Below are 25943 nucleotides of genomic sequence, written 5' to 3' on the forward strand. Positions count from 1 at the left end.
CGGCGGGTTCAGACCCAGTCGCGCGGCACGAGGAACTCGCTCAGGCGCGCTTCGGGCGAGCCCGGCTCGGGTTGCCAGTTGTAGCGCCAGTTCGCGACCGGCGGCATCGACATCAGGATCGACTCCGTCCGGCCGCCGCTTTGCAGGCCGAACAGCGTGCCGCGGTCGAACACGAGGTTGAATTCCACGTAGCGGCCGCGCCGGTAAGCCTGGAAGTCGCGTTCGCGCTCGCCGTACGGCAGCGCGACGCGGCGTTCGACGATCGGCAAATACGCGTTCAGGAACGCGTCGCCGACGCCTTGCATCATCTCGAACGAGCGTTCGAATCCGGGCTCGGAGAAATCGTCGAAGAAGATCCCGCCGATGCCGCGCGTCTCGTTGCGGTGCTTCAGGAAGAAATACTCGTCGCACCAGGTCTTGAAACGCGGATAGAGCTCGGCACCGAACGGATCGAGCGCGTCCTTGCAGGTCTGGTGGAAATGCCGCGCGTCGTCCTCGAACGGATAAACGGGTGTCAGATCCATGCCGCCGCCGAACCAGAAGATCGGCGCCTCGCCCGGCTTCGTCGCGATCAGCATCCGCACGTTCATGTGCACGGTCGGGCAGTACGGGTTGCGCGGGTGCAGCACGAGCGACACGCCGAGCGCCTCGAAGCCGCGGCCGGCCAGCTGCGGGCGCGCGGCGCTCGCCGACGGCGGCAGCGCGTCGCCCGCGACGTCGGAAAAGCCGATCCCCGCGCGCTCGAACACGCGGCCGCCTTCGAGAATCCGCGTGCAGCCGCCGCCGCGCAGGCGCTCTTGCGGCCCGCGCTGCCACGCGTCGGTCGCGAGCGGCGTGCCGTCGAGCGCGCCGAGCGCGTCGGCGATGCGTGTCTGCAGGCCCTGGAGGTACGTGCGCACGCGGGCCACGTCGTAGGTCGAATCGGTCATGTCTGAACTGGGTGCCGCCGCGCGAAGCGGGGGCCGTAAAAAAGGCATCTGCCGGGCATTCTATCGAACCCCGGCAGAGGAGGCCGCCGCTTGCGACGGCAAGGCGGCGGTCACGGCGTCACGCGCTCTTGCGGTTCAGCGCGCGGAAGCCGATGTCGCGGCGGTACTGCATGCCTTCGAAATTGATCTGGTTGATCGTGTCGTACGCATGCTGCTGCGCTTCGCGCACCGAATCGGCGAGACCGACCACGCACAGCACGCGGCCGCCCGACGTGACGAGCTTGTCGCCTTCGGCGAGCGTCGTGCCCGCATGGAACGTGACGGCCTGCTCGGTTTCGGCCGGGATGCCGTTGATGCGGTCGCCCTTGCGCGGCGCGTCCGGATAGCCGTGCGCGGCCAGCACGACGCCGAGCGCGGTGCGGCGGTCCCAGTCGAGCTCGACCGTGTCGAGCGTGCCCGCGATTGCCTGCTCGACGACCTTCGAGAAATCGCTCTTCAGGCGCGCCATGATCGGCTGCGTCTCGGGGTCGCCCATCCGGCAGTTGAACTCGAGCGTGCGCGGATTGCCATCCTTGTCGATCATCAGGCCCGCATACAGGAAGCCCGTGAAGCGGATGCCGTCCTTCTCCATCCCGCGCACCGTCGGCATGATGATTTCGCGCATCACGCGCGCGTGCATCTGCGGCGTGACGATCGGCGCGGGCGAGTAGGCGCCCATGCCGCCCGTGTTCGGGCCGCGGTCCTCGTCGAGCAGGCGCTTGTGGTCCTGGCTCGAAGCCAGCGCCAGCGCGTGCTTGCCGTCGACCATCACGATGAAGCTCGCTTCCTCGCCGTCGAGGAATTCCTCGATCACGACGCGCGCGCCGGCATCGCCGAGCTTGTTGCCCGACAGCATCATGTCGATCGCGGCATGCGCTTCTTCCAGCGACATCGCGACGACGACGCCCTTGCCGGCCGCGAGGCCGTCGGCCTTCACGACGATCGGCGCGCCCTTCGCGTCGATGTACGCGTGTGCGGCGGCGGCGTCGGAGAAGGTTTCGTAGTCGGCGGTCGGGATGCCGTGGCGCTTCATGAACGCCTTCGCGAAATCCTTCGAGCTTTCGAGCTGCGCGGCTTCGCGGGTCGGCCCGAAGATCTTCAGGCCGCGTGCGCGGAACAGGTTGACGATGCCGGCCGCGAGCGGCGCTTCCGGCCCGACGAGCGTGAACGCGACGCCTTCGCTTTCCGCGAAATCGGCGAGCGCGTCGAGCGACGTGATGTCGACGTTCTTCAGACGCTCGTCCTGCGCCGTGCCGCCATTGCCGGGCGCGACGTAGACCATCTGGACACGCGGCGACTGCGCGAGCTTCCACGCCAGCGCATGTTCGCGGCCGCCGGAACCGACGACGAGTAGTTTCATGGGATTCCCCGCAGACTAGAAAACAGGGCGGCCGGCGCGCTCAGGCGCGCCGGCCGCGAAATCGGTCGGGCCGCCGCCGCGACGATGCGCACGGCGGCCGGCATCTCATTCCTCGACGATGACGGCGTTCGTATACACCTCCTGCACGTCGTCGAGGTTCTCGAGCGCGTCCAGGAGCTTCTGCATCTTTGCCGCGTCGTCGCCGGTGAATTCGACTTCGTTCTGCGGCTTCATCGTCACTTCGGCGAGCTCGGCCTTGAAGCCCGCCGCTTCGAGCGCGTCCTTCACGGCCGAGAAGGCCTGCCAGTCGCACAGCACTTCGATCGAGCCGTCGTCGTTCGTGCTGACGTCGTCCGCGCCGGCTTCGAGCGCCGCTTCCATCAGCGCGTCTTCCGACGTGCCGGGCGCGAACAGGAACTGACCGACGTGATCGAACATGAACGCGACCGAACCGTCGGTGCCCATGTTGCCGCCGAACTTCGAGAATGCGTGACGGACTTCCGCGACCGTGCGGGTGCGGTTGTCGGTCAGCGTGTCGACGATGATCGCCGCGCCGCCGATGCCGTAGCCTTCGTAGCGGATTTCTTCGTAGTTCGCGCCGTCCGCGCCGCCGACGCCGCGGTCGATCGCGCGCTTGACGTTGTCTTTCGGCATGTTCGCGTCGGCCGCCTTGTCGACGGCGAGACGCAGACGCGGGTTCGAGCTGGCGTCGCCGCCGCCGAGGCGGGCCGCGACCTGGATTTCCTTGATCAGGCGGGTCCAGATCTTGCCGCGCTTCGCGTCGGCCGCTGCCTTCTTATGCTTGATGTTGGCCCATTTCGAATGACCAGCCATACCTTTCTCCGTGCCCGGGCGCGCTGCGCGGGCGATTGTGCCAATGTGTCGTTGAATCGGCGGCCGTCTGGGCGGGCGTGATGCCGCGGGGCCGCGCGTGTCGAGTGGATCGTGATTTTATCACGCGGCGACTGTCGCTTCGGGGCCGCCGTGCATGGCCGAACGGCCGGGAGGGCCGCCCGGCGCGCCGGGCCGCGCGGCCCGGCCGCGGCACGCGTCAGTTCTTGGTGCCGAACAGGCGGTCGCCCGCGTCGCCCAGGCCCGGCACGATGTACGCATGCTCGTTCAGGTGCGAGTCGAGCGACGCGACGAACAGCTTCACGTCCGGGTGCGCGTCCTGGAACACCTGCACGCCCTCGGGAGCCGCGACCAGCGCGACGAACATGATGTTCGCGGCCGGCACGTTGCGGCGCTTGAGCACGTCGACCGCGTGCACGGCCGAATAACCGGTCGCGACCATCGGATCGCACAGGATGAAGATGCGATCCTCGAGATCGGGCAGGCGCACCAGGTATTCGACCGGGCGGTGATCCTCGGCGCGATAGACGCCGATGTGGCCGACGCGCGCGGACGGCACCAGGTCGAGCAGGCCGTCCGACATCCCGATGCCGGCGCGCAGCACGGGCACGATCGCGAGCTTCTTGCCCGCGATCACCGGCGCGTCGACCGCCACGAGCGGGGTTTCGACCCGCTTCGTCGTGATCGGCAGGTTGCGGGTGATCTCGTAGCCCATCAGCAGCGTGATCTCGCGCAGCAGTTCGCGGAACGTGCGCGTCGACGTGTCCTTGTCGCGCATGTGGGTCAGCTTGTGCTGGATCAGCGGGTGATCGGTGATGAAGAGATTCGGGAAACGGCTGTCCTGTTTCATGACGGGGTGCCTTGGCGGCAAAAGGGGATCGGGGGCGGCGCCAGGCCGACCATCGCTTGTGGCCGCAATTTTACCAAGGCGCGCCACGTGATCCGGATATTATCGACGTCTCACGAAAATCCGCGCGCCGTGCGCGCCCGTACCCGACCGCTCGCCCGTTCCGGCAACGCGGCGGGGGCTCGGCCGGCGCGCGTCGCCACAAGGGAATCGACGATGGATCTCGGCATCGCAGGAAAGACCGCGCTCGTGTGCGCGGCGAGCAAGGGCCTCGGTCGCGGCTGCGCGGAAGCGCTGGCCGCCGAGGGCGTGAATCTCGTGATCGTCGCGCGCACGCGCGACACGCTGGAGCAAACCGCGCAGGAGATCCGCGCCGGGTCGACCGTGTCGGTCACCGCCGTCGCGTGCGACATCACGACGCCCGACGGCCGCGCGGCCGCGCTCGCCGCGTGCCCGCAGCCGGACATTCTCGTGACGAATGCCGGCGGGCCGCCGCCCGGCGACTTCCGCGATTTCTCGCACGACGACTGGATCCGCGCGCTGGAGTCGAACATGCTGACGCCGATCGAGCTGATCCGCGCGACCGTCGACGGGATGATCGCGCGCGGCTTCGGCCGGATCGTCAACATCACCAGTTCGGCCGTGAAGGCGCCGATCGACGTGCTCGCGCTGTCCAACGGCGCGCGCTCGGGGCTGACCGGCTTCGTCGCGGGGCTGTCGCGCAAGGTCGCGGGGCAGGGCGTGACCATCAACAACCTGCTGCCCGGGCTGTTCGACACCGACCGGATCGCGACGACGCTCGCGGCCTCGGCGAAGGCGCAGGGCGTGACGGTCGACGAGATGCGCGCGCGGCGCGCGAAGGAAATCCCGGCCGGGCGCCTCGGCACGCGCGCCGAATTCGGCGCGGCGTGCGCGTTCCTCTGCAGCGTGCACGCCGGCTATATCACCGGGCAGAACTGGCTGCTCGACGGCGGCGCGTATCCGGGCACGTTCTGATGCGCGCGACGCCATTCGCACCTACGACAACGATCGAATCACGAAGGAACCGGAGATGAGCAAACCCCGCATCGCATTGATCGCGCACGACGCGAAGAAGGACGAGATCGTCGCGCTCGCGGGCCAGTACCGCGAGACGCTCGCGCAATGCAGGCTGGTCGGAACGGGCACGACGGGCGGCCGCATCGCGGCCGCGCATGGCCTGGAGGTCGAGCGCAAGCTGTCGGGGCCGCTCGGCGGCGACCTGCAGATCGGCGCGGAACTGGCCGAAGGCCGCGTCGACATCGTCGTGTTCCTGCGTGACCCGATGACCGCGCAGCCGCACGATCCGGACATCACCGCGCTGGTGCGCGCGTGCGACGTGCACGACGTGCCGGTCGCGACGAACGTGGCGACCGCGCGGATGCTGCTCGACGATCTGGCGCGGATCATGCAGGACGTTTGCTAGCCCGTCGCCAGGCCGATTGCCCTTACTGACGGCAGGGCCATGCACGCTGCGCAGTGACGCGCGAGAATCGGGCGTCGCGACGTGCCCCGGCCGCCGGTCCCGTACCGATCGTGCCGGCCCGCGCCGGCGGCCCGAATATCCGTTGACCGAGATTCGGAAACTTCAGAAACGAGGAGCGAAACGATGCCGAAAGCAATCCGATACGACCAGCCGGGCGGCCCGGACGTGATGAAGTGGGTCGATGTCGAGGTCGGCGCGCCGAAGGCGGGCGAAGTCCGGATCCGGCAGCATGCGGTCGGGCTCAACTACATCGACGTGTATTTCCGCACCGGCCTCTATCCGCAGCCGCTGCCCGGCGGCCTCGGGATGGAGGCGGCGGGCGAGGTGACGGCCGTCGGCGACGGCGTGACCGCGCTCAAGGCGGGCGACCGCGTCGCCTATGTCGGGCAGCCGCCGGGCGCGTATGCGCAGGAGCGCGTGATGCCGGCCGAGCGGCTCGTGAAGTTGCCCGACGGGATCAGCTACGACGACGCGGCATCGGTGATGCTGCAGGGGCTGACCGCGCACTACCTGCTGCGCCGCACGTACCCGGTGAAAGCCGGTGACACGATCCTCATCCACGCGGCGGCCGGCGGCGTCGGCCTGCTCGTGTGCCAGTGGGCGAAGGCGCTCGGCGCGACGGTGATCGGGACGGTCGGCTCCGACGAGAAGGCCGCGCTCGCGAAAGCGCACGGCTGCGATCATCCGATCGTCTACACGCGCGAGAACTTCACGCAGCGCGTGAAGGAGATCACGCACGGCGCGGGCGTGCCGGTCGTCTACGATTCGATCGGCAAGGACACCTACGTCGGTTCGCTCGACTGTCTCGCGCCGCTCGGCTATTTCGTCAGCTTCGGCAATGCATCGGGCCCGCTGCCGCCGATCGACTCGAAGGAATTCTCGTCGCGCGGCTCGCTGTTCTTCACGCGGCCGACGCTGTTCTCGTACATCGCGAAGCGTGCGGATCTCGAGTCCGCGGCCGCCGAGCTGTTCGACGTGATCCTGTCGGGCAAGGTGAAGACCAGCATCAACCAGCGCTATCCGCTCGCGGAAGTCGGCCGCGCGCATGCCGACCTCGAGTCGCGCAAGACGACCGGCTCGACGATCCTCGTTCCGTGACGCATCCCTTCGTGCCGGCGCCACGCCGGCACGCACCGTGACGGGCGGCGCCGTCCCCCGTCCGTTCCGCCTTCATCCGTCGCGCCATTCCTGCCTCGTCGCACGCGTTTACGCGTTTTTTATACTGCTCCGATCACCTTTGACCCGACCTTTACGCGCGTTCCCATAAGGTTCTAGTCGTCCGATTTCGACGACGGAGAACACAAAAATGGATGGGGTTTTCATCGGCGCGCTGGTGTTGTTCACCGCGCTGATCCTCGGTTTGCTCGCCGGTTGCGAGAAGCTCGTGCAATACGGACGCGGGGGGCGCGCATGACCTGGATGCTTTGGCTCGCGGGTGCCTCGACGGCCCTGCTGTTCGCGTATCTCGTCTTTGCGCTGCTGCGCGCGGAGGACATCGAATGAACGCGAACAACCTGTTGCAGATGCTGCTGTTCATCGTCGTGCTGCTCGCGGCGGCGGTGCCGGTCGCGCGCTACCTGACGGGCGTGATGGACGGCAGCTCGCGCGTCGTGCGCGTGTTCGGGCCGCTCGAGCGCGTGCTGTACCGCATCGCCGGCGTCGACGCCGGCACCGAAATGAACTGGAAGCAGTATGCGATCGCCACGATCGCGTTCAACGCGCTCGGTGCGCTGTTCCTGTACGGCCTGCTGCGCCTGCAGGGCTTCCTGCCCGGCAATCCGCAGCAATTCGGCGCGATGACGGCCGACGGCGCGTTCAACACGGCCGTGAGCTTCGTCACCAACACGAACTGGCAGGACTACACGCCCGAGCAGACCGTCAGCTATCTGACGCAGATGCTCGGCCTCACCGTGCAGAACTTCCTGTCGGCGGCGACCGGCATCGTCGTCGTGATCGCGCTGATTCGCGGCTTCGCGCGCCATACCGCGCAGACGATCGGCAACTTCTGGGTCGACCTCACGCGCGTGACGATGTACGTGCTGGTGCCGATGGCCGCGCTCGTCGCCGCGCTGCTGATGAGCCAGGGCGTGATCCAGAACATGAAGGCGTACCAGGACGTGCCGGTGCTGCAGGCGAGCACGTATGCGGCGCCGAAGCTCGACGCGCAGGGCAACGCGGTGAAGGACGAAAAGGGCAACCCGGTGACGGTGCCGACCCCGCTCGTGAAGCAGACGCTCGCGATGGGCCCGGTCGCGTCGCAGGAAGCGATCAAGATGCTCGGCACCAACGGCGGCGGCTTCTTCAACGCGAACTCCGCGCACCCGTACGAGAACCCGACGCCGTTCGCGAACTTCGTGCAGATCTTCTCGATCCTGATCATCCCGGCCGCGTTGTGTCTCGTGTTCGGCCGCATGATCGGCGACCGCCGGCAGGGCATCGCGGTGCTCGCGGCGATGACGGTCGCGTTCGCGATCGCGATCGGCGTCGAGGTCAGCGCCGAGCAGGCAGGCAACCCGACGCTCGCCGCGCTGCACGTCGACCAGTCGACGAGCGCGCTGCAGCCGGGCGGCAACATGGAAGGCAAGGAAACGCGCTTCGGCATCGCGCAGACCGGCATCTTCACGGTCGCGACGACGGCCGCGTCGTGCGGTGCGGTCGACACGATGCACGATTCGCTGACGCCGCTCGGCGGTCTCGTGCCGATGTTGCTGATGCAGCTCGGCGAGGTGATCTACGGCGGGGTCGGCTCCGGCCTCTACGGGATGCTCGTGTTCGCGCTGCTCGCGGTGTTCGTCGCCGGCCTGATGATCGGCCGCACGCCCGAATACGTCGGCAAGAAGATCGAGTCGTACGAGATGAAGATGGTGTCGATCGTCGTGCTGCTCACGCCGCTGCTCGTGCTGGTCGGCACGTCGATCGCGGTGCTGGCGGACGCCGGCCGTGCCGGCATCGCGAACCCGGGCCCGCACGGCTTCTCGGAAATCCTGTACGCGTTCAGCTCGGCCGCGAACAACAACGGCAGCGCGTTCGCGGGCCTGACGGTCGGCACGCCGTTCTACAACTGGATGACCGCGATCGCGATGTGGTTCGGCCGCTTCGGCACGATCGTGCCGGTGCTGGCGATCGCCGGCTCGCTCGCCGCGAAGAAGCGCATCGCGGTGACGAGCGGCACGCTGCCGACCCACGGCCCGCTGTTCGTCGTGCTGCTGCTCGGCACCGTGATGCTGGTCGGCGCGCTGACGTACGTGCCGGCGCTCGCGCTCGGCCCGGGCGTCGAGCATCTGATGATGTGGCTGGGCGCGTGATGCGCGCGCACATGGCGACACCTTGCAAAGACTGAAGAGATTGAAGAGATCGCAATGACTCAACATTCCGCAACACGATCCATGTTCGATCCGGCGCTGCTGCGCCCGGCGATCGTGGATTCGTTCAAGAAACTCACGCCGCGCACGCAGTTCCGCAACCCGGTGATGTTCTGCGTGTACGTCGGCAGCATCCTGACCACGATCCTGTGGATCGCGGCGCTTGCCGGCCAGGCCGAGGCGCCGGCGGGCTTCATCCTCGCGATCGCGCTGTGGCTGTGGTTCACGGTGCTGTTCGCGAACTTCGCCGAAGCGCTCGCCGAAGGGCGCTCGAAGGCGCAGGCCGCATCGCTGCGCAGCGCGAAGAAGGACGTGATGGCGAAGAAGCTCAACGAGCCGCATCCGAAGTCGCCGATCCGCATCACGACCGCGTCCGACCTGCGCCGCGGCGACGTCGTGCTGGTCGAGGCCGGCGACGTGATCCCGGCCGACGGCGAAGTCGTCGAGGGCGTCGCGTCGGTCGACGAATCGGCGATCACCGGCGAATCCGCGCCGGTGATCCGCGAATCGGGCGGCGACTTCTCGTCGGTGACGGGCGGCACGCGCGTGCTGTCCGACTGGATCGTCGTGAAGGTCACGGCGAACCCCGGCGAGGCGTTCCTCGACCGGATGATCGCGATGGTCGAAGGCGCGAAGCGCAAGAAGACGCCGAACGAGGTCGCGCTGACGATCCTGCTCGTCGCGCTGACGATCGTGATGCTGCTCGCGACCGCGACGCTGCTGCCGTTCTCGATGTTCTCGGTCGAAGCGATGAAGGCCGGTCACGTGGTGACGATCACCGCGCTCGTCGCGCTGCTGGTGTGCCTGATCCCGACGACGATCGGCGGCCTGCTGTCCGCGATCGGCGTGGCCGGGATGAGCCGGATGATGCAGGCGAACGTGATCGCGACGTCGGGCCGCGCGGTGGAGGCGGCGGGCGACGTCGACGTGCTGCTGCTCGACAAGACCGGCACGATCACGCTCGGCAACCGCCAGGCGTCGACGTTCGTGCCCGCGCCGGGCGTGACCGAGGAAGCGCTGGCCGACGCCGCGCAGCTGTCGTCGCTCGCCGACGAAACACCGGAAGGCCGCAGTATCGTCGTGCTGGCCAAGGAGCGCTTCAACATCCGCCAGCGCGACATGGCGCAACTGCATGCGACGTTCCTCGGCTTCTCCGCGCAGACGCGGATGAGCGGCGTCGATCTGCCCGGCCGCGAGATCCGCAAGGGCGCGGCCGATGCGATTCGCCGCTACGTCGAGGCGCACGGCAGCCGCTTTCCGGAGGACGTGCGCCGCGCGGTCGACGACGTCGCGCGCCGCGGCAGCACGCCGCTCGTCGTGGCCGACCTGCACGACGGCGTCGCGCGCGTGCTGGGCGTGATCGAGCTGAAGGACATCGTGAAGGGCGGCATCAAGGAGCGCTTCGCGGAGCTGCGCAAGATGGGCATCAAGACCGTGATGGTGACGGGCGACAACCGCCTCACCGCCGCGGCGATCGCGGCCGAGGCCGGCGTCGACGACTTCCTCGCGGAAGCGACGCCGGAAACCAAGCTCGCGACGATCCGCGAGCACCAGGCGGCGGGGCGCCTCGTCGCGATGACGGGCGACGGCACCAACGACGCGCCGGCGCTCGCGCAGGCCGACGTGGCGGTCGCGATGAACACCGGCACGCAAGCGGCGAAGGAAGCCGGCAACATGGTCGATCTCGATTCGAACCCGACGAAGCTGATCGAGATCGTCGAGATCGGCAAGCAGATGCTGATGACGCGCGGCTCGCTGACGACGTTCTCGATCGCGAACGACATCGCGAAGTATTTCGCGATCATCCCGGCCGCGTTCGTGACGACGTACCCGCAGCTGCGCGTGCTCGACATCATGCATCTGAGCTCGCCGGCGTCGGCGATCCTGTCGGCGGTGATCTTCAATGCGCTGATCATCGTCGCGCTGATCCCGCTCGCGCTGAAGGGCGTCACTTACCGGCCGCTCGGCGCCGCGTCGCTGCTGCGCCGCAACCTGCTGGTGTACGGCCTCGGCGGCGTGCTGCTGCCGTTCCCGTTCATCAAGCTGATCGACATGACGCTCGCCGCGCTCGGCTGGGCCTGATGCGCCGTACCTGAAGGAAGAACCATCATGAAATCGTTGATTCGCCCGCTCGTCGTGATCTTCGTCGTACTGACCGTCGTGACGGGGCTCGCATACCCGGCCGCGATGACCGTGTTCGGCCAGGCCGTGTTTCCGTCGCAGGCGAACGGCAGCCTGCTCGAGAAGGACGGCAAGGCGGTCGGCTCCGCGCTGATCGGCCAGTCGTTCGATGCGCCGAAGTATTTCTGGGGCCGGCTGTCCGCCACGTCGCCGATGCCGTACAACGCGACCGGCTCCGGCGGCTCGAACCTGGGCCCGCTGAACCCGTCGCTCGCCGACCAGGTGAAGGCGCGCATCGCCGCGCTGCGCGACGCGGGCACCGACATGTCGAAGCCCGTGCCGGTCGACCTCGTGACGGCGTCGGCGAGCGGCCTCGATCCGGAGATCACGCCGGCCGCCGCCGCGTACCAGGTCGAGCGTGTCGCGAAGGCGCGCAACCTGACGGCCGGCGCGGTCGCGCAGCTCGTGGCCGCGAACACGACGGGCCGCCAGTTCGGCGTGCTCGGCGAGCCGCGCGTGAACGTGCTGAAGCTGAACCTCGCGCTCGATGCGGCGCAGGCCGCGCACTGAGCGCATGCGGCAACCGGCGTCCGGCGCGGCCCGATCCGCGCCGGGCGCGTCTTTCCGACGGCGCATGCGCCGTCTTTGCCTTTTGCGGCGATTTGGAACAACAATGACAGTACTCGTTCGCCATCTCGCGCTTCGCCTTCCTGACGCATGAACCGCCCCGATCCCGACCAACTCCTCGACAAGCTGCAGCGAGACGAAGAAAAGCAGCGGCGCGGCCAGCTCAAGATCTTCTTCGGCGCGTCCGCCGGCGTCGGCAAGACCTATGCGATGCTGCAGGCCGCGCGTCAGCGCCGGCAGGAGGGTGTCGACGTCGTCGTCGGCATCGTCGAGACCCACGGCCGCAATGAAACCGCCGCGCTGCTCGACGGCCTCGACGTGCTGCCGCTCGCGCGCATCGACTATCGCGGCCGCACGCTCAGCGAATTCGATCTCGACGGCGCGCTCGCGCGCGCGCCGCAACTGATCCTCGTCGACGAACTCGCGCATTCGAACGTGCAGGGCGCGCGTCACCTGAAGCGCTGGCAGGACGTCTACGAACTGCTCGACGCGGGCATCGACGTGTACACCACCGTCAACGTCCAGCACCTCGAAAGCCTGAACGACGTGGTCGGTGCGATCACCGGCATCCGCGTGTGGGAGACCGTGCCCGACCGCGTGTTCGACGCGGCCGACGAGGTCACGCTGGTCGACCTGCCGGCCGAGGAACTGCTCGCGCGGATGCGCGACGGCAAGGTCTATCTCGCGCAGCAGGCCGAGCGCGCGGTGCGCAACTTCTTCCGCAAGGGCAACCTGATCGCGCTGCGCGAACTGGCGCTGCGACGCACGGCCGACCGCGTCGACGCGCAGATGCGCGAATACCGTGCCGACCGTTCGATCCAGCGTATCTGGCAGGCGCGCGAGCGGCTGCTCGTATGCGTCGGGCCTGGCCCCGAGGCGCCGACGCTCGTGCGCGCGGCCGCGCGGCTCGCCGCGAGCCTGAAGGCCGACTGGATCGCCGTCTACGTGGAGACGCCGCGGCTGCAACGGCTGCCCGACGCGCGCCGGCAGCGCACGCTCGATGCGCTGAAGCTCGCGGCCGAGCTCGGCGCGGAGACGGCCACGCTCGCGGGCGACGACGCGGTCGCCGCGCTGATCGGCTATGCGAAGGTGCGCAACGTGTCGAAGCTCGTCGCGGGCGGTTCGCCGAAGGTCGGGCTCGCGCGTCGCTTCGCGCGGCCGTTCGGCGAAAAGCTCGCCGAACGCGCGGGCGACGTCGACCTGATGCTGATTCGCGCGTCCGCGAGCGACGAAGTGCGCGCGGCGCCGCTCGACGCACGCGCGCGCGACTGGCGCGACGCGTTCGCGCAGTTCGGCATGCGCCGTTCGCCGCCGCGTCACTATCTATACGCGGCCGCGATCTGCGCGGCGATCACCGGCGTCGCGAGCATCGTGTCCGAGCGGCTCGACCTGACGAACCTCGTGATGCTGTACCTGCTCGGCGTCGTGTTCTCGGCCGTGCGGCTGGGACGCGGGCCGGGCGTGCTGCAGTCGTTCCTGTCGGTCGCCGCGTTCGATTTCTTCTTCGTGCCGCCGCGCATGTCGTTCTCGGTCAGCGACACGCAGTATCTGCTGACCTTCTTCGGGATGCTGCTGACGTCGCTCGTGATCAGCCACCTGACGTCGACGCTGACGCGCCAGGCGAGCATCGCGCAGCGTCGCGAGCGGCGCACGGGCGCGATCTACGCGATGGCGCGCGAACTCGGCGCGGCGTTGACGACCGAGCAGATCGTCGAGATCGGCAGCCGCCACGTGGGCGAGGTGTTTCGCGCGCGCGTCGCGTTCCTGCTGCCCGACAGTGCGGACCAGGTGCGGCAGAAGATCGAGGAGCCCGACGCGGCCGTCACGCTCACCGGCGCCGATCTCGACAGCGACGTCGGCCAGTGGGTGTACGACCAGCAGAAGCCGGCCGGGCGCGGCACCGACACGCTGCCCGCGACCGCCGCGCTGTACCTGCCGCTGAAGGCGCCGATGCGCACGCGCGGCGTGCTCGCGGTCGCGTCGCGCGACCCTCGGGAGCTCGAGGTGCCCGAGCAGTTGCGGATGCTCGATGCATTCGCCGCGCAGATCGCGCTTGCGCTCGAGCGCGTGCACTACGTCGAGATCGCGCGCGACGCGCTCGTCAACATGGAGTCCGAGCGGCTGCGCAACTCGCTGCTGTCGGCGATCTCGCACGACCTGCGCACGCCACTCACGACGATCGTCGGTTTCTCTTCGATGCTCGCGAACGGACGCGCGGCCGCGCGCGACGGCGACGCCGCGGCGGCCGAACGCGTCGCGCAGCGCGAGGGCGAGCTGGTCGACGCGATCCACGACGAGGCGCTGCGGATGACGGGCATCGTCACGAACCTGCTCGACATGGCGCGGCTGCAGGCCGGCAGCCTGCAGCTCAAGCGCCAGTGGTCGCTGCTCGAGGAAACCGTCGGCGCCGCGCTCGCCGCGTGCAAGCGCGTGCTCGCGCGGCATCCCGCGCGCGTGTCGCTGCCGCCCGACCTGCCGCTGCTGCAGATGGACGCGGTGCTGATGGAGCGGCTGTTCACCAACCTGTTCGAGAACGCGGCGAAGTACACGCCGCCCGATACGTCGATCGACATCGGCGCCGAGCGCGTGACCGACGACGGCCAGCCATTCGTGCGCGTGCACGTCGACGATCACGGCCCGGGGCTGCCGGCCGGCATGGAAACGCGGATCTTCGACAAGTTCACGCGTGGCGAGAAGGAATCGGCGACGCCCGGCATCGGGCTCGGCCTTGCGATCTGCCGCGCGATCGTCGAGGCGCACGGCGGTAAAATCGGCGCGCTCAACCGTACCGCGCCCGACGGCCGCGTGACGGGCGCGCGCTTCTCGTTCACGCTGCCGGTCGACACGCCGCCGGCCGTGCCTGCCGTACCCGACGACGAACTCGACATGCCCGGCGCATCGTCCCCCTCCGAGCCATTGCCAGACCATGAGTGAACCGAGCCTGACCGTCGTCCTGATCGAGGACGAGAAACAGATCCGCCGCTTCGTGCGCGCCGCGCTCGAAGAGGACGGCGTCGCCGTGTTCGAGGCGGAGACGGGCAAGCAGGGGCTGATCGATGCGGCGACCCGCAAGCCCGATCTCGTGATCGTCGACCTCGGGCTGCCCGACACCGACGGCCTCGACGTGATCCGGGAGCTGCGCGGGTGGTCCGAGGTGCCGGTGATCGTGCTGTCCGCGCGCACGCAGGAAGAGGAGAAGGTCGCCGCGCTCGACGCGGGCGCCGACGACTACCTGACCAAGCCGTTCGGCGTGTCCGAGCTGCGTGCGCGCATCCGCGCGCAACTGCGCCGGCGCAACCAGGGCGGCGCGAACGAATCGCCGAAGGTGAATTTCGGCGGCGTGAGCGTCGATCTCGCGCTGCGCCAGGTGTGGCGCGACGGCGAGATCGTGCATTTGACGCCGCTCGAATACCGGCTGCTCGCGACGCTCGTGCGGCATGCGGGGCGCGTGCTCACGCACCGTCAGCTGTTGCGCGACGTCTGGGGGCCGTCGCACGTCGAGAGTCATCACTATCTGCGCATCTACATGGCGCATCTGCGCCAGAAGCTCGAACGCGATCCCGCGCAGCCCGAGCACATCGTCACCGAAACCGGCGTCGGCTACCGGCTCGTCGGCGCTGCGTGACGTCGCGGCATGGCGCGCGATGCGGCGTGAATGCAACGCGGCGCGCCGGTGAAGTTGCATCGGCGCGACATTGCCGCCGCATGCGCCGGCCGCGCACACCGGCCGCGGATTCCCCGCTATGCTGACCGTTGTGCGAACGAAACCGAGGAGCGTGCCATGTCCGTCCGTCTCGTCGTCATCAGTGCGCTGGCGCTTGCCGCGCCCCGCGCGTTCGCGCAGCCGCTGCCGCCCGGACAACAGCCTCCCGCGTCACAGCAGACGCTCGCCAATCCCGCGTCGGTCAATTGCGAAAAGCTCGGCGGACGCCACGTGATCCGCAACCTTCCGCGCGGGCAGGTCGGCATGTGCGTGTTCAAGGACGGCCGCGTGTGCGACGAGTGGGCGCTGTATCGCGACGACCGCTGCGTCGGCGGTGTCGGGGCCAAGCGCGTGTCGAACTGAAGCCGCGCGCGGCAGGGCGGGCGTGGCCGCACCGTGCGTCCGCCCGATCTCCGTTCGCCGCCGGGAGCCGCGCATCCGGCATGCCCGTTAGCGCCTTGTTATACTCGGCGCCGCCCGGGGACGACCCCGGGCCATTCGCTGCAACGGGGACGGCCCCATCCGTTCTGGAGTACGTCGAGATGGCGTGGGTATTGTTGTTGATTGCCGGTTTGCTGGAAGTGGCATGGGCGGCCGGCATGAAGTCGTCCGAGGGTTTCACGAAGCTCGGACCGTCGGTGTTTACGATCGTCACGGCGCTGGCCAGCTTCGGGCTGCTCGCGGTCGCGATGCGCCAGTTGCCGCTCGGCACCGCATATGCGGTATGGACGGGCATCGGCGCGGTCGGCGCATTCGTGTTCGGGATCGTGATGATGGGCGAGGCGCTCACGGTCGCCCGCGTCGCGAGCGCGTCGCTGATCGTGCTCGGGCTGGTCGGCCTGAAGCTGTCGTCGGCTGCCTGATGCCGACGGGCCGCGCCCGGCCGGCGCCCCCGGTCGTGATGCACCGCGGAATTGCGCCGGCCCGCCGGCGAGCCTGTCTATAATGGAACGCATTCGGGCCTGAATGTCGCCGCGCCGCTCCCGGCCGCGCGGCTCCGGTCGCCACGCGCCGCGCGGCCGTCGCACCGACTCGATCCGATCAATCGGCAAAGCGCACGGTAAAGTGCAAGGAGAGGGCCATGATCGAAGCCATTTCGCTCGGCGCGGGGCTCGCGTGGGCGAGCGGGCTGCGCCTTTACCTGACGGTGTTGATCGCCGGCGTGCTCGCGCGGGTCGGCTGGCTCCATCTGCCGGACACGCTCGCGGTCCTGACGTCGCCATGGGTCATCGGCGCGGCCGCCGTGCTCGCCGTCACCGAATTCCTTGCCGACAAGATTCCGGCGTTCGATTCGCTGTGGGACGCGGTGCACACCTTCATCCGCATTCCGGCCGGCGCGGTGCTGGCCGCCGGCGCACTCGGCCATGCCGACCCGACCGTGCTCGCGGTCGCCGGGCTGGCCGGCGGTTCGCTCGCCGGTGCCGCGCACGTCGCGAAGGCCGGCACGCGCGCGCTGATCAACCTGTCTCCCGAGCCGATCTCGAACTGGGTCGCGTCGTCCACCGAGGACGGCCTCGTGTTCGGCGGCCTCGCACTCGCGTTCTTCGTTCCGCTCGCCTTCCTCGTATTGCTCGCGGCGTTCATCGCGGCGTCGGCCTGGGCGCTGCCGCGTCTGTGGCGCGGCGTGTCGGGCGGCTTTCGCGGAATGGCGAACCACATGGTGTCGCGGCTCAACTCGATCGGGGGCAAGCGCGATTGAAGGCGCCTTCACCCGCCGAGCGGCAGCCCGCCGACCCTTTGCCGGCCGGGCGGCCCGGCCATGCCGGCCGCTTCGGCTGGCACGACCTGATCCGCCAGGCGGCGCGGATGACCGCGCGCGACTGGCGCGCCGGTGAACTCACGCTGCTCGTGCTGGCGCTGGTACTCGCGGTCGCGGCGCTGACGAGCGTCGGTTTCCTCGCCGACCGGCTGCGCCAGGGGCTCGAGCGCGACGCGCGCCAGATGCTCGGCGCCGATTTCGTCGTGCGCGCCGATCATCCCGTCGATCCGTCGTTCGACCGCGAGGCGCGCGCGCTCGGGTTGCGTACCGCGACCACCGCGATTTTCCCGAGCATGATCGCAGCGGCCGCCGGCGGGCAGGCGGGCGACGCGGCGCCCGCGCGCCTCGCGGCGGTGAAGGCCGTATCGATCGGGTATCCGCTGCACGGCGCGGTCGAGATCGTGCCGGCCGGCGCGAGCGCCGCGCACAAGGCGACCGCGATCCCCGCGCCCGGCACCGTGTGGGCCGATCCCGCATTGCTCGATGCGTTGCATCTGAAGGCAGGCGGCACCGTGCGTGTCGGGCTGCGCACGTTCACGGTCGCCGCGTCGATCTCCCGCGAACTCGATCGCGGTTTTTCGTTCGTCAATTTTTCGCCGCGGCTGATGATGCGCGCGGACGAACTCGCCGCGACCGGGCTCACCGGCTACGGCAGCCGCGTCACGTACCGGCTGCTCGTGGCCGGCGACGCGCCGGCCGTCGCGCGCTTCGAGGCTTACGCGCACGGGCGCGTCGACGGCGGCAAGCTGCGCGGCGTCGGCCTCGAATCGTTGCAGGAAGGCCAGCCGCAGGTGCGCCAGACGCTCGATCGCGCGCGCCATTTCCTGACGCTCGTCGCGCTGCTCACCGCGCTGCTCGCGGCGGTCGCGATCGCGATGGCCGCGCAGCGCTACATGCGGCGCCATCTGGACGGCTGCGCGACGATGCGCTGCCTCGGCGTGAGCCGCCGCACGCTCGGCGCGCTGTTCGCGCTCGAATTCGCCGGCGTCGGCATCGTCTCGGGGGGCGCCGGCGCGTTGCTCGGCTACGGCGGCCACTGGGCGCTCCTCGCGGCGCTCGGCAGCCTGATCGACGTCGTGCTGCCGCCGCCCACGCCCTGGCCCGCGCTCGTCGGCATCGGCGCCGCGCTCGTGCTGCTGCTCGGCTTCGCGCTGCCGCCGCTTGCACCGCTCACGCGCGTGCCGCCGGTGCGCGTGCTGCGGCGCGACTGGGGCGACGCTTCGCGCACGGCCTGGGCGTTGTATGCGCTCGGCGTCGTGCTGTTCGCGGGGCTGCTGATCGTCGCGGCGGGCAACCTCAAGCTCGGGCTGATCGTCGCGGGCGGATTCGCGGGCGCATTGATCGGTTTTTCGCTGATCGCGCGGCTCGTGCTCTACGTGGCGGCGCGCGCGGTGCGCGATGCGCGCGTGGCTGCCGGCGTCGGGTGGCGCTATGCGCTCGCGTCGCTGCACCGGCGCGGCACGGCGAGCGCGCTGCAGATCACCGCGCTCGCGCTGGGGCTGATGTGCCTGTTGCTGATCGCGATCACGCGCAACGACCTCGTCGCCGGCTGGCGGCAGTCGACGCCGCCCGACGCGCCGAACCAGTTCCTGATCGACATCCAGCCCGACCAGCGCGCCGACGTCGCGGCGTGGCTCGCCGCGCACGGCATACGCGACGCGGTGCCCGCGCCGATGGTGCGCGGCCGGCTCGTCGCGATCAACGGCAAGCCGGTCAACCCGGACGCGTATCCGTCGGACGAGGCGCGCCGGCTCGTCGACCGCGAGTTCAACCTGTCGTACACGACCGAGCTGCCTTCCGACAACCGGATCGTCGCCGGCGACTGGTTCGGCCGCTCGGCCAGCCCGCAAATCTCGATCGAAGCCGGGCTTGCGAAGACACTGAACGTGAAGCCGGGCGACACGCTGCGCTTCGACGTGACGGGGCTCACGGTCGATGCGCCGATCACCAGCGTGCGCAAGCTCGACTGGGGCTCGTTTCGCGTCAACTTTTTCGTGCTGATGCCGCCGCCGGTGCTGAAGGATTTCCCGGCCGTCTACCTGACGAGCTTCCATTTGCCGGCCGAGCAGGCGGCGTTGCTCGATCCGCTGATCGCGCGCTACCCGAACCTGACCGCGATCGACGTCGCGCCGATCCTCGCCCAGTTGCAGCGGATGATGCTGCAGGTGGTCGGCGCGGTGCAGTTCCTGTTTGCGTTCACGCTCGCGGCCGGCGTGCTCGTGCTGTACACGGCGCTTGCCGGCTCGCGCGACGAGCGCGTGCGCGAGGCCGCGCTGCTGCGTGCGCTCGGCGCGTCGCGCGCGCAGGTCAATGCGGTGCAGCGCGCGGAATTCGTCGTCGTCGGCGCGCTGGCCGGCGCGCTGGCGTCGGCCGGTGCGATCGCGGTCGGCTGGGTGCTGGCGTCGCGCGTGTTCGACTTCCAGCTCGCCGTCGATCCGTGGCTCGTGCCGGCCGGCATCGCGGCCGGCGTCGCGTGCGCCGGTGCGGCCGGCTGGCTGAGCCTGCATAATGTGTTGCGGCGCCCGGCGCTGCAGTCGCTGCGCGACGCGTGAGCGGCGCCGGCGGCCCCGACTATCCCGTTTTCGACGATTCGTATGACCGATGTGAATGATGAAGCGCCGTCGCAGCCGACGGCGTTCGAGCTCGTGGGCGGCGAAGCCCGCGTACGCGAAATGGTGGACCGCTTTTACGACCTGATGGACCTCGAGCCCGAGTTCGCGCAGATTCGCGCGCTGCATCCGGCGTCGCTCGACGGCTCGCGCGACAAGCTGTTCTGGTTCCTGAGCGGCTGGCTCGGCGGCCCCGACCACTACATCAGCCGGTTCGGTCATCCGCGGCTGCGCGCGCGGCACCTGCCGTTCCCGATCGCGTCGGTCGAGCGCGATCAATGGCTGCGCTGCATGGCGTGGGCGATGGAGGACATCGGGCTCGCCGAGCCATTGCGTGAACGGCTCATGCATTCGTTCTACGACACGGCCGACTGGATGCGCAACCGGCCCGGTTGATCGACCGGTACGCCGCTGTCCGCATCCCGGACGATCTGCGTCTGGGCGCCTGGCCGGTGCGGCGCGACACTGACCGTTTCCCCATCGATACGAGGCTCGCCCGATGACGACCCATGCCCTGTTTCGTGAAGATGCCTATCTGACGCAATGCGAGGCCGTCGTCGCGGCCGTCGGCGACGACGGCATCCGGCTCGACCGCACCGTCTTCTATCCGCTTGGCGGCGGGCAGGCCGGCGACAGCGGCACGCTGACGCTGCCTGACGGCAGCACGATCGCGATCGCCGACACGCGCAAGGCGAAGTTCGACGGCGCAACACCGGACGATGCCGTGCACGTGCCCGCGCCGGGCCAGGAAGCGCACGTCGCGGCGCTCGTGCCGGGCGCGCGCGTGGTCGCGGGCATCGACTGGCTGCGCCGCTACCGGCACATGCGGCTGCATACGGCCGCGCACCTGATGTGCGCGGTGCTGCCGTATCCGGTCGACGGCTGCAGCGTGACGGCCGACTACGTGCGGCTCGATTTCGCGACGTCGGACGCGATCGACCGCGTCGACGTCGAGCGCCGTCTCGCGGCGCTGGTCCACGGCGCGCATGCCGTCACCACCGAATGGATCACCGACGCCGAGATGACCGAGCGGCCCGAGCTCGTGCGCACGATGAGCGTGAAGCCGCCGCTGGGGCTGGGCCGCGTGCGGCTGCTGCGCATCGAGGGCGTCGATCTTCAGCCGTGCGGCGGCACGCATGTGCGCAATACGTCGGAAATCGGCGACCTGCGGGTCGCCAAACTTGAAAAGAAGAGCGCGCGGACACGGCGCCTCGTCCTGGAGTTTGCATGACGGTCGAACACGTGACGGACAGTGCCGCGGCGCTCGATCCGCAAGCACGCGAGATTCTCGATTTCTGGTTCGGCGAGCCGGGGTCGGCCGAATTCGGCCACGCGCGCAAGGTGTGGTTCAACGGCGGCGCGGCGTTCGACGACTTGCTGCGGACGCGCTACGGCGCGTTGCTCGACGCCGCGTGCGACGGCGCCCACGATCGCTGGGCCGACACGCCGCTCGGCGCGCTCGCGCTGATCGTCGTGCTCGACCAGTTCTCCCGCAACATTCATCGCGGCACGCCGCGCGCGTTCGCTGCCGATCCGAAGGCGCTGGCGCTCGCGCGGCGCGTCGTCGCGGCCGGCTGGGATGCGCGATTGCCGAGCGGCCATCACCGCGCGTTTGCGTACCTGCCGTTCGAACACGACGAATCGGGCGAGAGCCAGCGCGAGGCCGTGCGCCTGTGCGCGGGTATTCGCGGCGAGGCAGGGTGCGAGAGCTATCACGACTTCGCGTTGCGTCATGCGGCCGTCGTCGAGCGCTTCGGCCGCTTTCCGCACCGCAATGCGATTCTCGGCCGTCCGTCGACCGATGCGGAGGCGGCATTCCTGCGCGAGCCGGGCTCGTCGTTCTGACGTGCGCGGGCGGTGAGACGGCCGGCGTGAAACCGCGCTTCGATGCCGGTTGCGCGGCCTCCCGGAAATGACGACGGCGCCGTTTCGCGGCGCCGCCTCGTTTCACTGCGTTTCGTGCTCTTCGGGCGTGCGCACGTAGACGCGCAGCAGTTCCTCGTCGTCGCCCGGGCGAGCGCCGGTCCAAAACAGTTTCCATTCGCTGCCCGGCGCCGGATCGACGGCCCGCACGCCCTGGACGATCATCCACGTGCAGCGGGTCGTTTTCGCGTCGTCGATCGGCGTGTGCTGGATACCGGAGAAGTAGTACAGCATCGGCGCTTCCGATTCGCCGAGCCCGTGCAGGCTCGCCATGCAGTCGCCGTCGCTCCATTCGAGGGCGAGATGTGCGTTCAGGTCGTCGAACACCGACCGGTAGCTCTTCGCGACGTCGAGCCACGGCAGCAACAGCGTATACACGAGACCCCAGGCGACCAGTGCGCCGGCGCCCCACGACAGCGCGCCGCGCCACGGGCCCGTCGTGCGCAGCTTCGGCAGCAGCCCCAGCCAGCCGACCGTCAGCACGAGCGCGCCGATCACGAACGCGGGCACGATCGGCATCGTCCAGTCGAGCGGCAGCCAGCGGCCGAGCAGCGCGAGGCCCGCACGCGATGAACCCGGATCGGCCATTACCGCCCAGATTCCCCACGCGAGCGCGACCACGGTGCCGAACAGCAGTCGGCTCAGGTAATCCCATGCGAGATGCAGCCCGCGCGGCAGCCGCTCGATCGCCTGCGCGGCAACCAGCGCGAGCGGTGCGAAGAACGGCAGGATGTAGAGCTGGCGCGAGGTCGCGGACACTTGCAGCACCGCGAGGCCGACCCCGGCGAAGAGTACGGGCAGCGCGATGCGCGGCGTGCGCCATTCGCGCCATGCGCCGCGTGCCAGCGCGACGATCGCGAGCGGCGCGACCGGGAAGCCGAGGAGCAGGAACGCACGCAGGATGAAGAACGGCTTGTCGTTTTCCGCGCCGAGTTCCGGCACCGAGAAACCGAAGAAGCGGCCGACGTTGTTGTCCCAGAACCAGGTCATGAACAGCGTTTCGGAACGCAGGAACAGCGCCGTCGGCCAGATGAGCGCGAACGGTGCGAACACGAGCGCGGCGACACCGAGCGAGCGCGCGAACGCACGCGTGCGGCAGGCGGGGTAGAGCACCAGCGCGCCCGTGAGCGTGGCGGCGAACACGAGCGGCACGAACAGTCCCTTTGCCATCAGCGCGATGCCGACGCCCGCGCCGAAGATCGGCGCGGCCCAGCGGCCGGACGGTCGCACCGGCAGCCCGTGTCGCATCCGGCGCGCGCGCGCGACGTGCTGCATCACGAGCTCGAGCAGGCCGCAAAAGCCCATCGCGGTGCCCGCGAACAGCGCGACGTCGGTCATCATGTCGTGCACGTGCTTGACGACGACGAGCGTGCCCGCGCTCAGCACGACGGGGCCAATCACACGCAGGTCGAGCCAACTGTCGGCCCGGCTGGCACTGCGTGCCGCGCGTGCGACGAAGGCGAACGCGAGCGCCGCGAACAGCGCGCTCGCGAGCCGCGCCGCGTCGTGCAGCGGCATCACCCGCTGCAGCAGCCATGCGAGGCTCGTCGCGACCCACGCGTAGAGCGGCGGCTTTTCCATGAACGGCTGGCCGGCGTTGGTCGGCACGACGAAGTCGCCCGTCTCGAGCATGTGCTGGATGATGCCGAACGTATAGGTTTCGTCCTGCTTCCACGGATCGTGGCCGAGCACGCCCGGCAGCGTGTACGCGCAGACCAGCGCGGCAACCAGCAGCCAGACGCGCCAGCCCAGCCGCAGAGCGCGATTGCCGGCGGCGTCCGTCGCGGGGCTGCCGGCCACGGCGGGCGTGCCGGCGGCATGGAGGGTCGCGCTGAGGTCGGGATCGGCGGCTGATCGGGCGTGCATGGCCGAAGCGGGCACGGATGTGCGTCGCCGGCCGGGCGCTGCTGTTCCTGGCATGGAAAAGATCTCGGTCGGGTCAAGCGGGCCCGGCGACATGGGCCGGATCCAATAAGGGTCGCATCGAGGCGAGATGACAGCCGGATGACCGGCTGTTTTTGGTTGGCGCTAGTAGAACACGGAACTGTTACCGATGTTTACTGGAATGGTCACGATATTGTGGAGATTTGTGGTGTCGTGACCACGGACCGGCTTCAGCCGGTCCGTTTTTGCCCGTTGAGGGCGCGATTATCGGCCGCCGCCGACGTCGAGCAGGGCGCCCGTCGTGTATGACGCGGTGTCGCCGAGCAGCCAGACGATCGCTTCCGCGATCTCCTGCGCGTCGCCCGCGCGGCCGAGCGGCGTCTGCGCGCCGAGGCGTGCCGCGCGCCCCGGCTGGCCGCCGCTCGCATGGATTTCCGTCTCGATCAGGCCGGGCCGCACCGCGTTGACGCGCACGCCGTGCGGGCCGAGCTCCTTCGCGAGGCCGATCGTCAGCGAATCGACCGCGCCCTTCGAGCCCGCATAGTCGACGTACTCGTTAGGGGAACCGAGCCGCGACGCGATCGACGACACGTTGACGATCGCGCCGCCGCGCCCGCCGCGGTCGGTGGACAGCCGGCGCGCGGCTTCGCGCGCGCACAGGTAGGCGCCGAGCACGTTGGTATCGAACATCCGCCGCAGCCGGTCGAGCGGCATGTCGGCGAGCGGCATCGACGGCGCGACGATCCCCGCATTGTTCACGAGTGCGTCGAGGCGACCGAACGCGGCCGCGACGGTGTCGAACATCGCGATGACGTCTGCTTCGTTCGCGACGTCGCCGGCGACGACGCACGCGCGCGCGCCGGCGTCGCGAACCGCTTGCGCGGTCAGTTCGGCTGCTGCCGCGTCGCGTGCATAGTTGATGCCGACATCCCAGCCGCGCTCGGCCGCGAGCACGGCGGTCGCACGGCCGATGCCGCGACTCGCGCCGGTAATGAGGACGGCCTTGCGTTCGGACGACGGTGCGGGCATCGCGTGCGGCTCCCGATAAACTTTACTTGGCCGCGTCCGGCGCCCACTTGTCGCGCGCGGGCGGCTGGTAGCCGCGCAATTGTTCGATCAGCGCGACCGGTTCGGCGTCGATGCGCAGCGCGTCGAAGTAGGTCGGACGCATGAAGCCTTCGTCGACCGTGTGGCGCAGCAGCGCGATCAGCGGATCGAAGAACGAATCGATGTTGTACAGCGCGACCGGCTTGCGGTGATAGCCGAGCTGCGCCCACGTATAGACCTCGAAGAATTCCTCGAGCGTGCCGGCGCCGCCGGGCATCGCGACGAACGCATCCGCGAGGTCGGCCATCATCTTCTTGCGGTGGTGCATGTCGGGCACGACGTGCAGCTCGGACAGCCCGGTATGGCCAACTTCCTTGTCGACCAGCAACTCGGGGATCACGCCGACCGCACGGCCGCCGGCCGCCATCACTTCATCGGCGATCACGCCCATCAGGCCGACGCGGCCGCCGCCGTAGACGAGCGTGAGGCCCGCATCGACGAGCGCGCGGCCGAACGCGCGCGCGGCGTCCGCATAGACGGGCCGCACGCCGGACGCCGAGCCGCAGTAAACACAGACAGCCTTCATTGTTTCGTATCCTTTGCGGCGGGCTTGGCCGCGACCGGGCTGCCGGCGGGGCGCGGCGAACCGTCGCGCGGCGGCAGGTAGTCGGAGAACTGGCGCTTGGGCAGCTTGCCGGAGACGAGATCGTCGAACAGCTGGCGCGAACGTCCGCGCAGGTACGGGGCCATGACCGAGATCACGTGCATGCTCACCTGGTGCAGCTCTTCGCGGATCGCGTCCTGGTCGTTGTATTTGCGCGGGTGCATCACGTACTGATACGACAGCCAGTACGTCGAGATCACGGCCATGTTGGTGGCGATGACTTCGATCTCGGCGGGCGTCGCGACCATTTCGCCGTCGGACACGAGCAGCTCGCACATGTCGTGCGCGAAGCGCACCTTGTGGCTGATGATCTGCTTGAAGTGCGTCTCGAGCGTGCGATTGCGCGCGAGCAGGTCGTTGAGATCGCGATACAGGAACCGGTAGGTCCACATGAAATCGGCCATGTACTGCAGGTACGACCAGGTCTCGTCGATCGTCGGACGGTGATCTTCGGGAAAGCGCAACCGCCGTTCGATCTGCTGCTCGAACTGCGCGAAGATGCTGTTGATGATGTCGTCCTTGTTGCGGAAATGGTAGTACAGGTTGCCTGGACTGATTTCCATTTCCTCGGCGATCGTCGTCGTCGTGACGTTCGGCTCGCCGATCTCGTTGAAGAGTTTCAACGACAACTCGAGAATCCGTTCGCGGGTGCGGCGGGGAGGTTTCGCTTCCATGTCGTCCGGCCCTGTGTATGCCGGACTGGCGGGCGCTGC

The 25943-nt window shown here is 69.2% G+C and carries 24 protein-coding genes; 16 read left to right on the plus strand and 8 right to left on the minus strand.

The features are described 5' to 3' along the window. Nucleotides 1-8: 8 nt before the first annotated feature. The 4 genes from hemF to upp all read right to left on the minus strand — a co-directional run bounded on the left by hemF (nt 9) and on the right by upp (nt 4030). Nucleotides 9-929, minus strand: coding sequence for an oxygen-dependent coproporphyrinogen oxidase (gene hemF / locus HW466_RS11650; RefSeq protein WP_059502652.1), 921 nt, complete (start codon nt 927-929; stop codon nt 9-11). A gap of 118 nt (nt 930-1047) precedes the next feature. Then, nucleotides 1048-2328, minus strand: a complete 1281-nt coding sequence (purD, locus tag HW466_RS11655; protein ID WP_151006774.1) for a phosphoribosylamine--glycine ligase — start codon at nt 2326-2328, stop codon at nt 1048-1050. Between the two features lie 105 nt (nt 2329-2433). Next, the gene (locus HW466_RS11660) at nt 2434-3162 is read right to left on the minus strand and encodes a YebC/PmpR family DNA-binding transcriptional regulator (protein WP_059448698.1); all 729 of its coding nucleotides are present in this window, start codon (nt 3160-3162) and stop codon (nt 2434-2436) included. Between the two features lie 217 nt (nt 3163-3379). Then, on the minus strand, nt 3380-4030 hold the full coding sequence (upp, locus tag HW466_RS11665) for a uracil phosphoribosyltransferase (RefSeq protein WP_006478229.1): 651 nt from the start codon (nt 4028-4030) through the stop codon (nt 3380-3382). A 213-nt stretch (nt 4031-4243) separates the two neighbouring features. Between upp and HW466_RS11670 the strand changes: the two genes are divergently transcribed. The 16 genes from HW466_RS11670 to HW466_RS11745 all read left to right on the plus strand — a co-directional run bounded on the left by HW466_RS11670 (nt 4244) and on the right by HW466_RS11745 (nt 21557). After that, nucleotides 4244-5023 (plus strand): SDR family oxidoreductase, encoded by a 780-nt coding sequence (locus HW466_RS11670; RefSeq protein ID WP_151005272.1) that lies wholly within the window; start codon nt 4244-4246, stop codon nt 5021-5023. A gap of 55 nt (nt 5024-5078) precedes the next feature. Beyond that, nucleotides 5079-5471 carry a methylglyoxal synthase gene (locus HW466_RS11675; protein ID WP_059448700.1) on the plus strand — a complete coding sequence of 131 codons (393 nt, stop codon included), beginning with the start codon at nt 5079-5081 and terminating at the stop codon, nt 5469-5471. 183 nt (nt 5472-5654) lie between these two features. Continuing rightward, nucleotides 5655-6629, plus strand: coding sequence for a quinone oxidoreductase family protein (locus HW466_RS11680; protein ID WP_059542473.1), 975 nt, complete (start codon nt 5655-5657; stop codon nt 6627-6629). 312 nt (nt 6630-6941) lie between these two features. Then, nucleotides 6942-7034, plus strand: a complete 93-nt coding sequence (gene kdpF, locus HW466_RS11685) for a K(+)-transporting ATPase subunit F (protein WP_006752209.1) — start codon at nt 6942-6944, stop codon at nt 7032-7034. Beyond that, on the plus strand, nt 7031-8836 hold the full coding sequence (gene kdpA, locus HW466_RS11690) for a potassium-transporting ATPase subunit KdpA (RefSeq protein ID WP_059770843.1): 1806 nt from the start codon (nt 7031-7033) through the stop codon (nt 8834-8836). Before kdpF ends, kdpA begins: the two co-directional genes overlap by 4 nt. A 54-nt stretch (nt 8837-8890) precedes the next feature. Next, complete coding sequence (kdpB, locus tag HW466_RS11695; protein WP_059502640.1) at nt 8891-10975, plus strand: potassium-transporting ATPase subunit KdpB; 2085 nt, start codon at nt 8891-8893, stop codon at nt 10973-10975. A 27-nt stretch (nt 10976-11002) separates the two neighbouring features. Beyond that, nucleotides 11003-11584: a potassium-transporting ATPase subunit KdpC gene (kdpC, locus tag HW466_RS11700; RefSeq protein ID WP_060296584.1), complete on the plus strand. Its 582-nt coding sequence runs from the start codon at nt 11003-11005 to the stop codon at nt 11582-11584. A gap of 147 nt (nt 11585-11731) precedes the next feature. Next, nucleotides 11732-14575, plus strand: a complete 2844-nt coding sequence (locus HW466_RS11705; protein WP_174905837.1) for a sensor histidine kinase — start codon at nt 11732-11734, stop codon at nt 14573-14575. Then, nucleotides 14568-15266 (plus strand): two-component system response regulator KdpE, encoded by a 699-nt coding sequence (gene kdpE, locus HW466_RS11710; protein ID WP_059448706.1) that lies wholly within the window; start codon nt 14568-14570, stop codon nt 15264-15266. Before HW466_RS11705 ends, kdpE begins: the two co-directional genes overlap by 8 nt. Nucleotides 15267-15422: 156 nt before the next feature. Further along, nucleotides 15423-15707, plus strand: coding sequence for a putative hemolysin (locus HW466_RS11715; protein WP_151006392.1), 285 nt, complete (start codon nt 15423-15425; stop codon nt 15705-15707). A 179-nt stretch (nt 15708-15886) separates the two neighbouring features. After that, nucleotides 15887-16207 (plus strand): quaternary ammonium compound efflux SMR transporter SugE, encoded by a 321-nt coding sequence (gene sugE / locus HW466_RS11720; RefSeq protein WP_059448707.1) that lies wholly within the window; start codon nt 15887-15889, stop codon nt 16205-16207. Nucleotides 16208-16425: 218 nt separating this feature from the next. Next, nucleotides 16426-17043, plus strand: a complete 618-nt coding sequence (locus HW466_RS11725; RefSeq protein ID WP_040144699.1) for a DUF4126 domain-containing protein — start codon at nt 16426-16428, stop codon at nt 17041-17043. Nucleotides 17044-17150: 107 nt separating this feature from the next. Next, complete coding sequence (locus HW466_RS11730) at nt 17151-19655, plus strand: ABC transporter permease (protein ID WP_420908228.1); 2505 nt, start codon at nt 17151-17153, stop codon at nt 19653-19655. A gap of 42 nt (nt 19656-19697) precedes the next feature. After that, nucleotides 19698-20108, plus strand: coding sequence for a group II truncated hemoglobin (locus tag HW466_RS11735; protein ID WP_059502633.1), 411 nt, complete (start codon nt 19698-19700; stop codon nt 20106-20108). 103 nt (nt 20109-20211) lie between these two features. Further along, nucleotides 20212-20943 (plus strand): alanyl-tRNA editing protein, encoded by a 732-nt coding sequence (locus HW466_RS11740; protein WP_059448710.1) that lies wholly within the window; start codon nt 20212-20214, stop codon nt 20941-20943. Beyond that, entirely contained in the window at nt 20940-21557 is a 618-nt protein-coding gene (locus HW466_RS11745) for a DUF924 family protein (RefSeq protein WP_151006336.1), read from the plus strand. The genes HW466_RS11740 and HW466_RS11745 overlap by 4 nt, the downstream gene beginning before the upstream one ends. A gap of 102 nt (nt 21558-21659) precedes the next feature. On the opposite strand, the gene HW466_RS11750 is transcribed toward HW466_RS11745, so the two are convergent. The 4 genes from HW466_RS11750 to HW466_RS11765 all read right to left on the minus strand — a co-directional run bounded on the left by HW466_RS11750 (nt 21660) and on the right by HW466_RS11765 (nt 25904). Then, the gene (locus tag HW466_RS11750) at nt 21660-23555 is read right to left on the minus strand and encodes an ArnT family glycosyltransferase (protein WP_151006335.1); all 1896 of its coding nucleotides are present in this window, start codon (nt 23553-23555) and stop codon (nt 21660-21662) included. Nucleotides 23556-23783: 228 nt separating this feature from the next. Then, a complete protein-coding gene (locus tag HW466_RS11755) occupies nt 23784-24548 on the minus strand; it encodes an SDR family oxidoreductase (protein WP_059448712.1) in 765 nt (254 codons plus the stop codon). Nucleotides 24549-24570: 22 nt separating this feature from the next. Further along, on the minus strand, nt 24571-25152 hold the full coding sequence (locus HW466_RS11760) for an LOG family protein (RefSeq protein ID WP_059502628.1): 582 nt from the start codon (nt 25150-25152) through the stop codon (nt 24571-24573). Beyond that, a complete protein-coding gene (locus HW466_RS11765; protein ID WP_059448714.1) occupies nt 25149-25904 on the minus strand; it encodes a TetR/AcrR family transcriptional regulator in 756 nt (251 codons plus the stop codon). Before HW466_RS11765 ends, HW466_RS11760 begins: the two co-directional genes overlap by 4 nt. Nucleotides 25905-25943 lie beyond the last annotated feature (39 nt).

The sequence above is a fragment of the Burkholderia territorii genome (assembly GCF_902833055.1).
GTDB classification, from domain to species: domain Bacteria; phylum Pseudomonadota; class Gammaproteobacteria; order Burkholderiales; family Burkholderiaceae; genus Burkholderia; species Burkholderia territorii.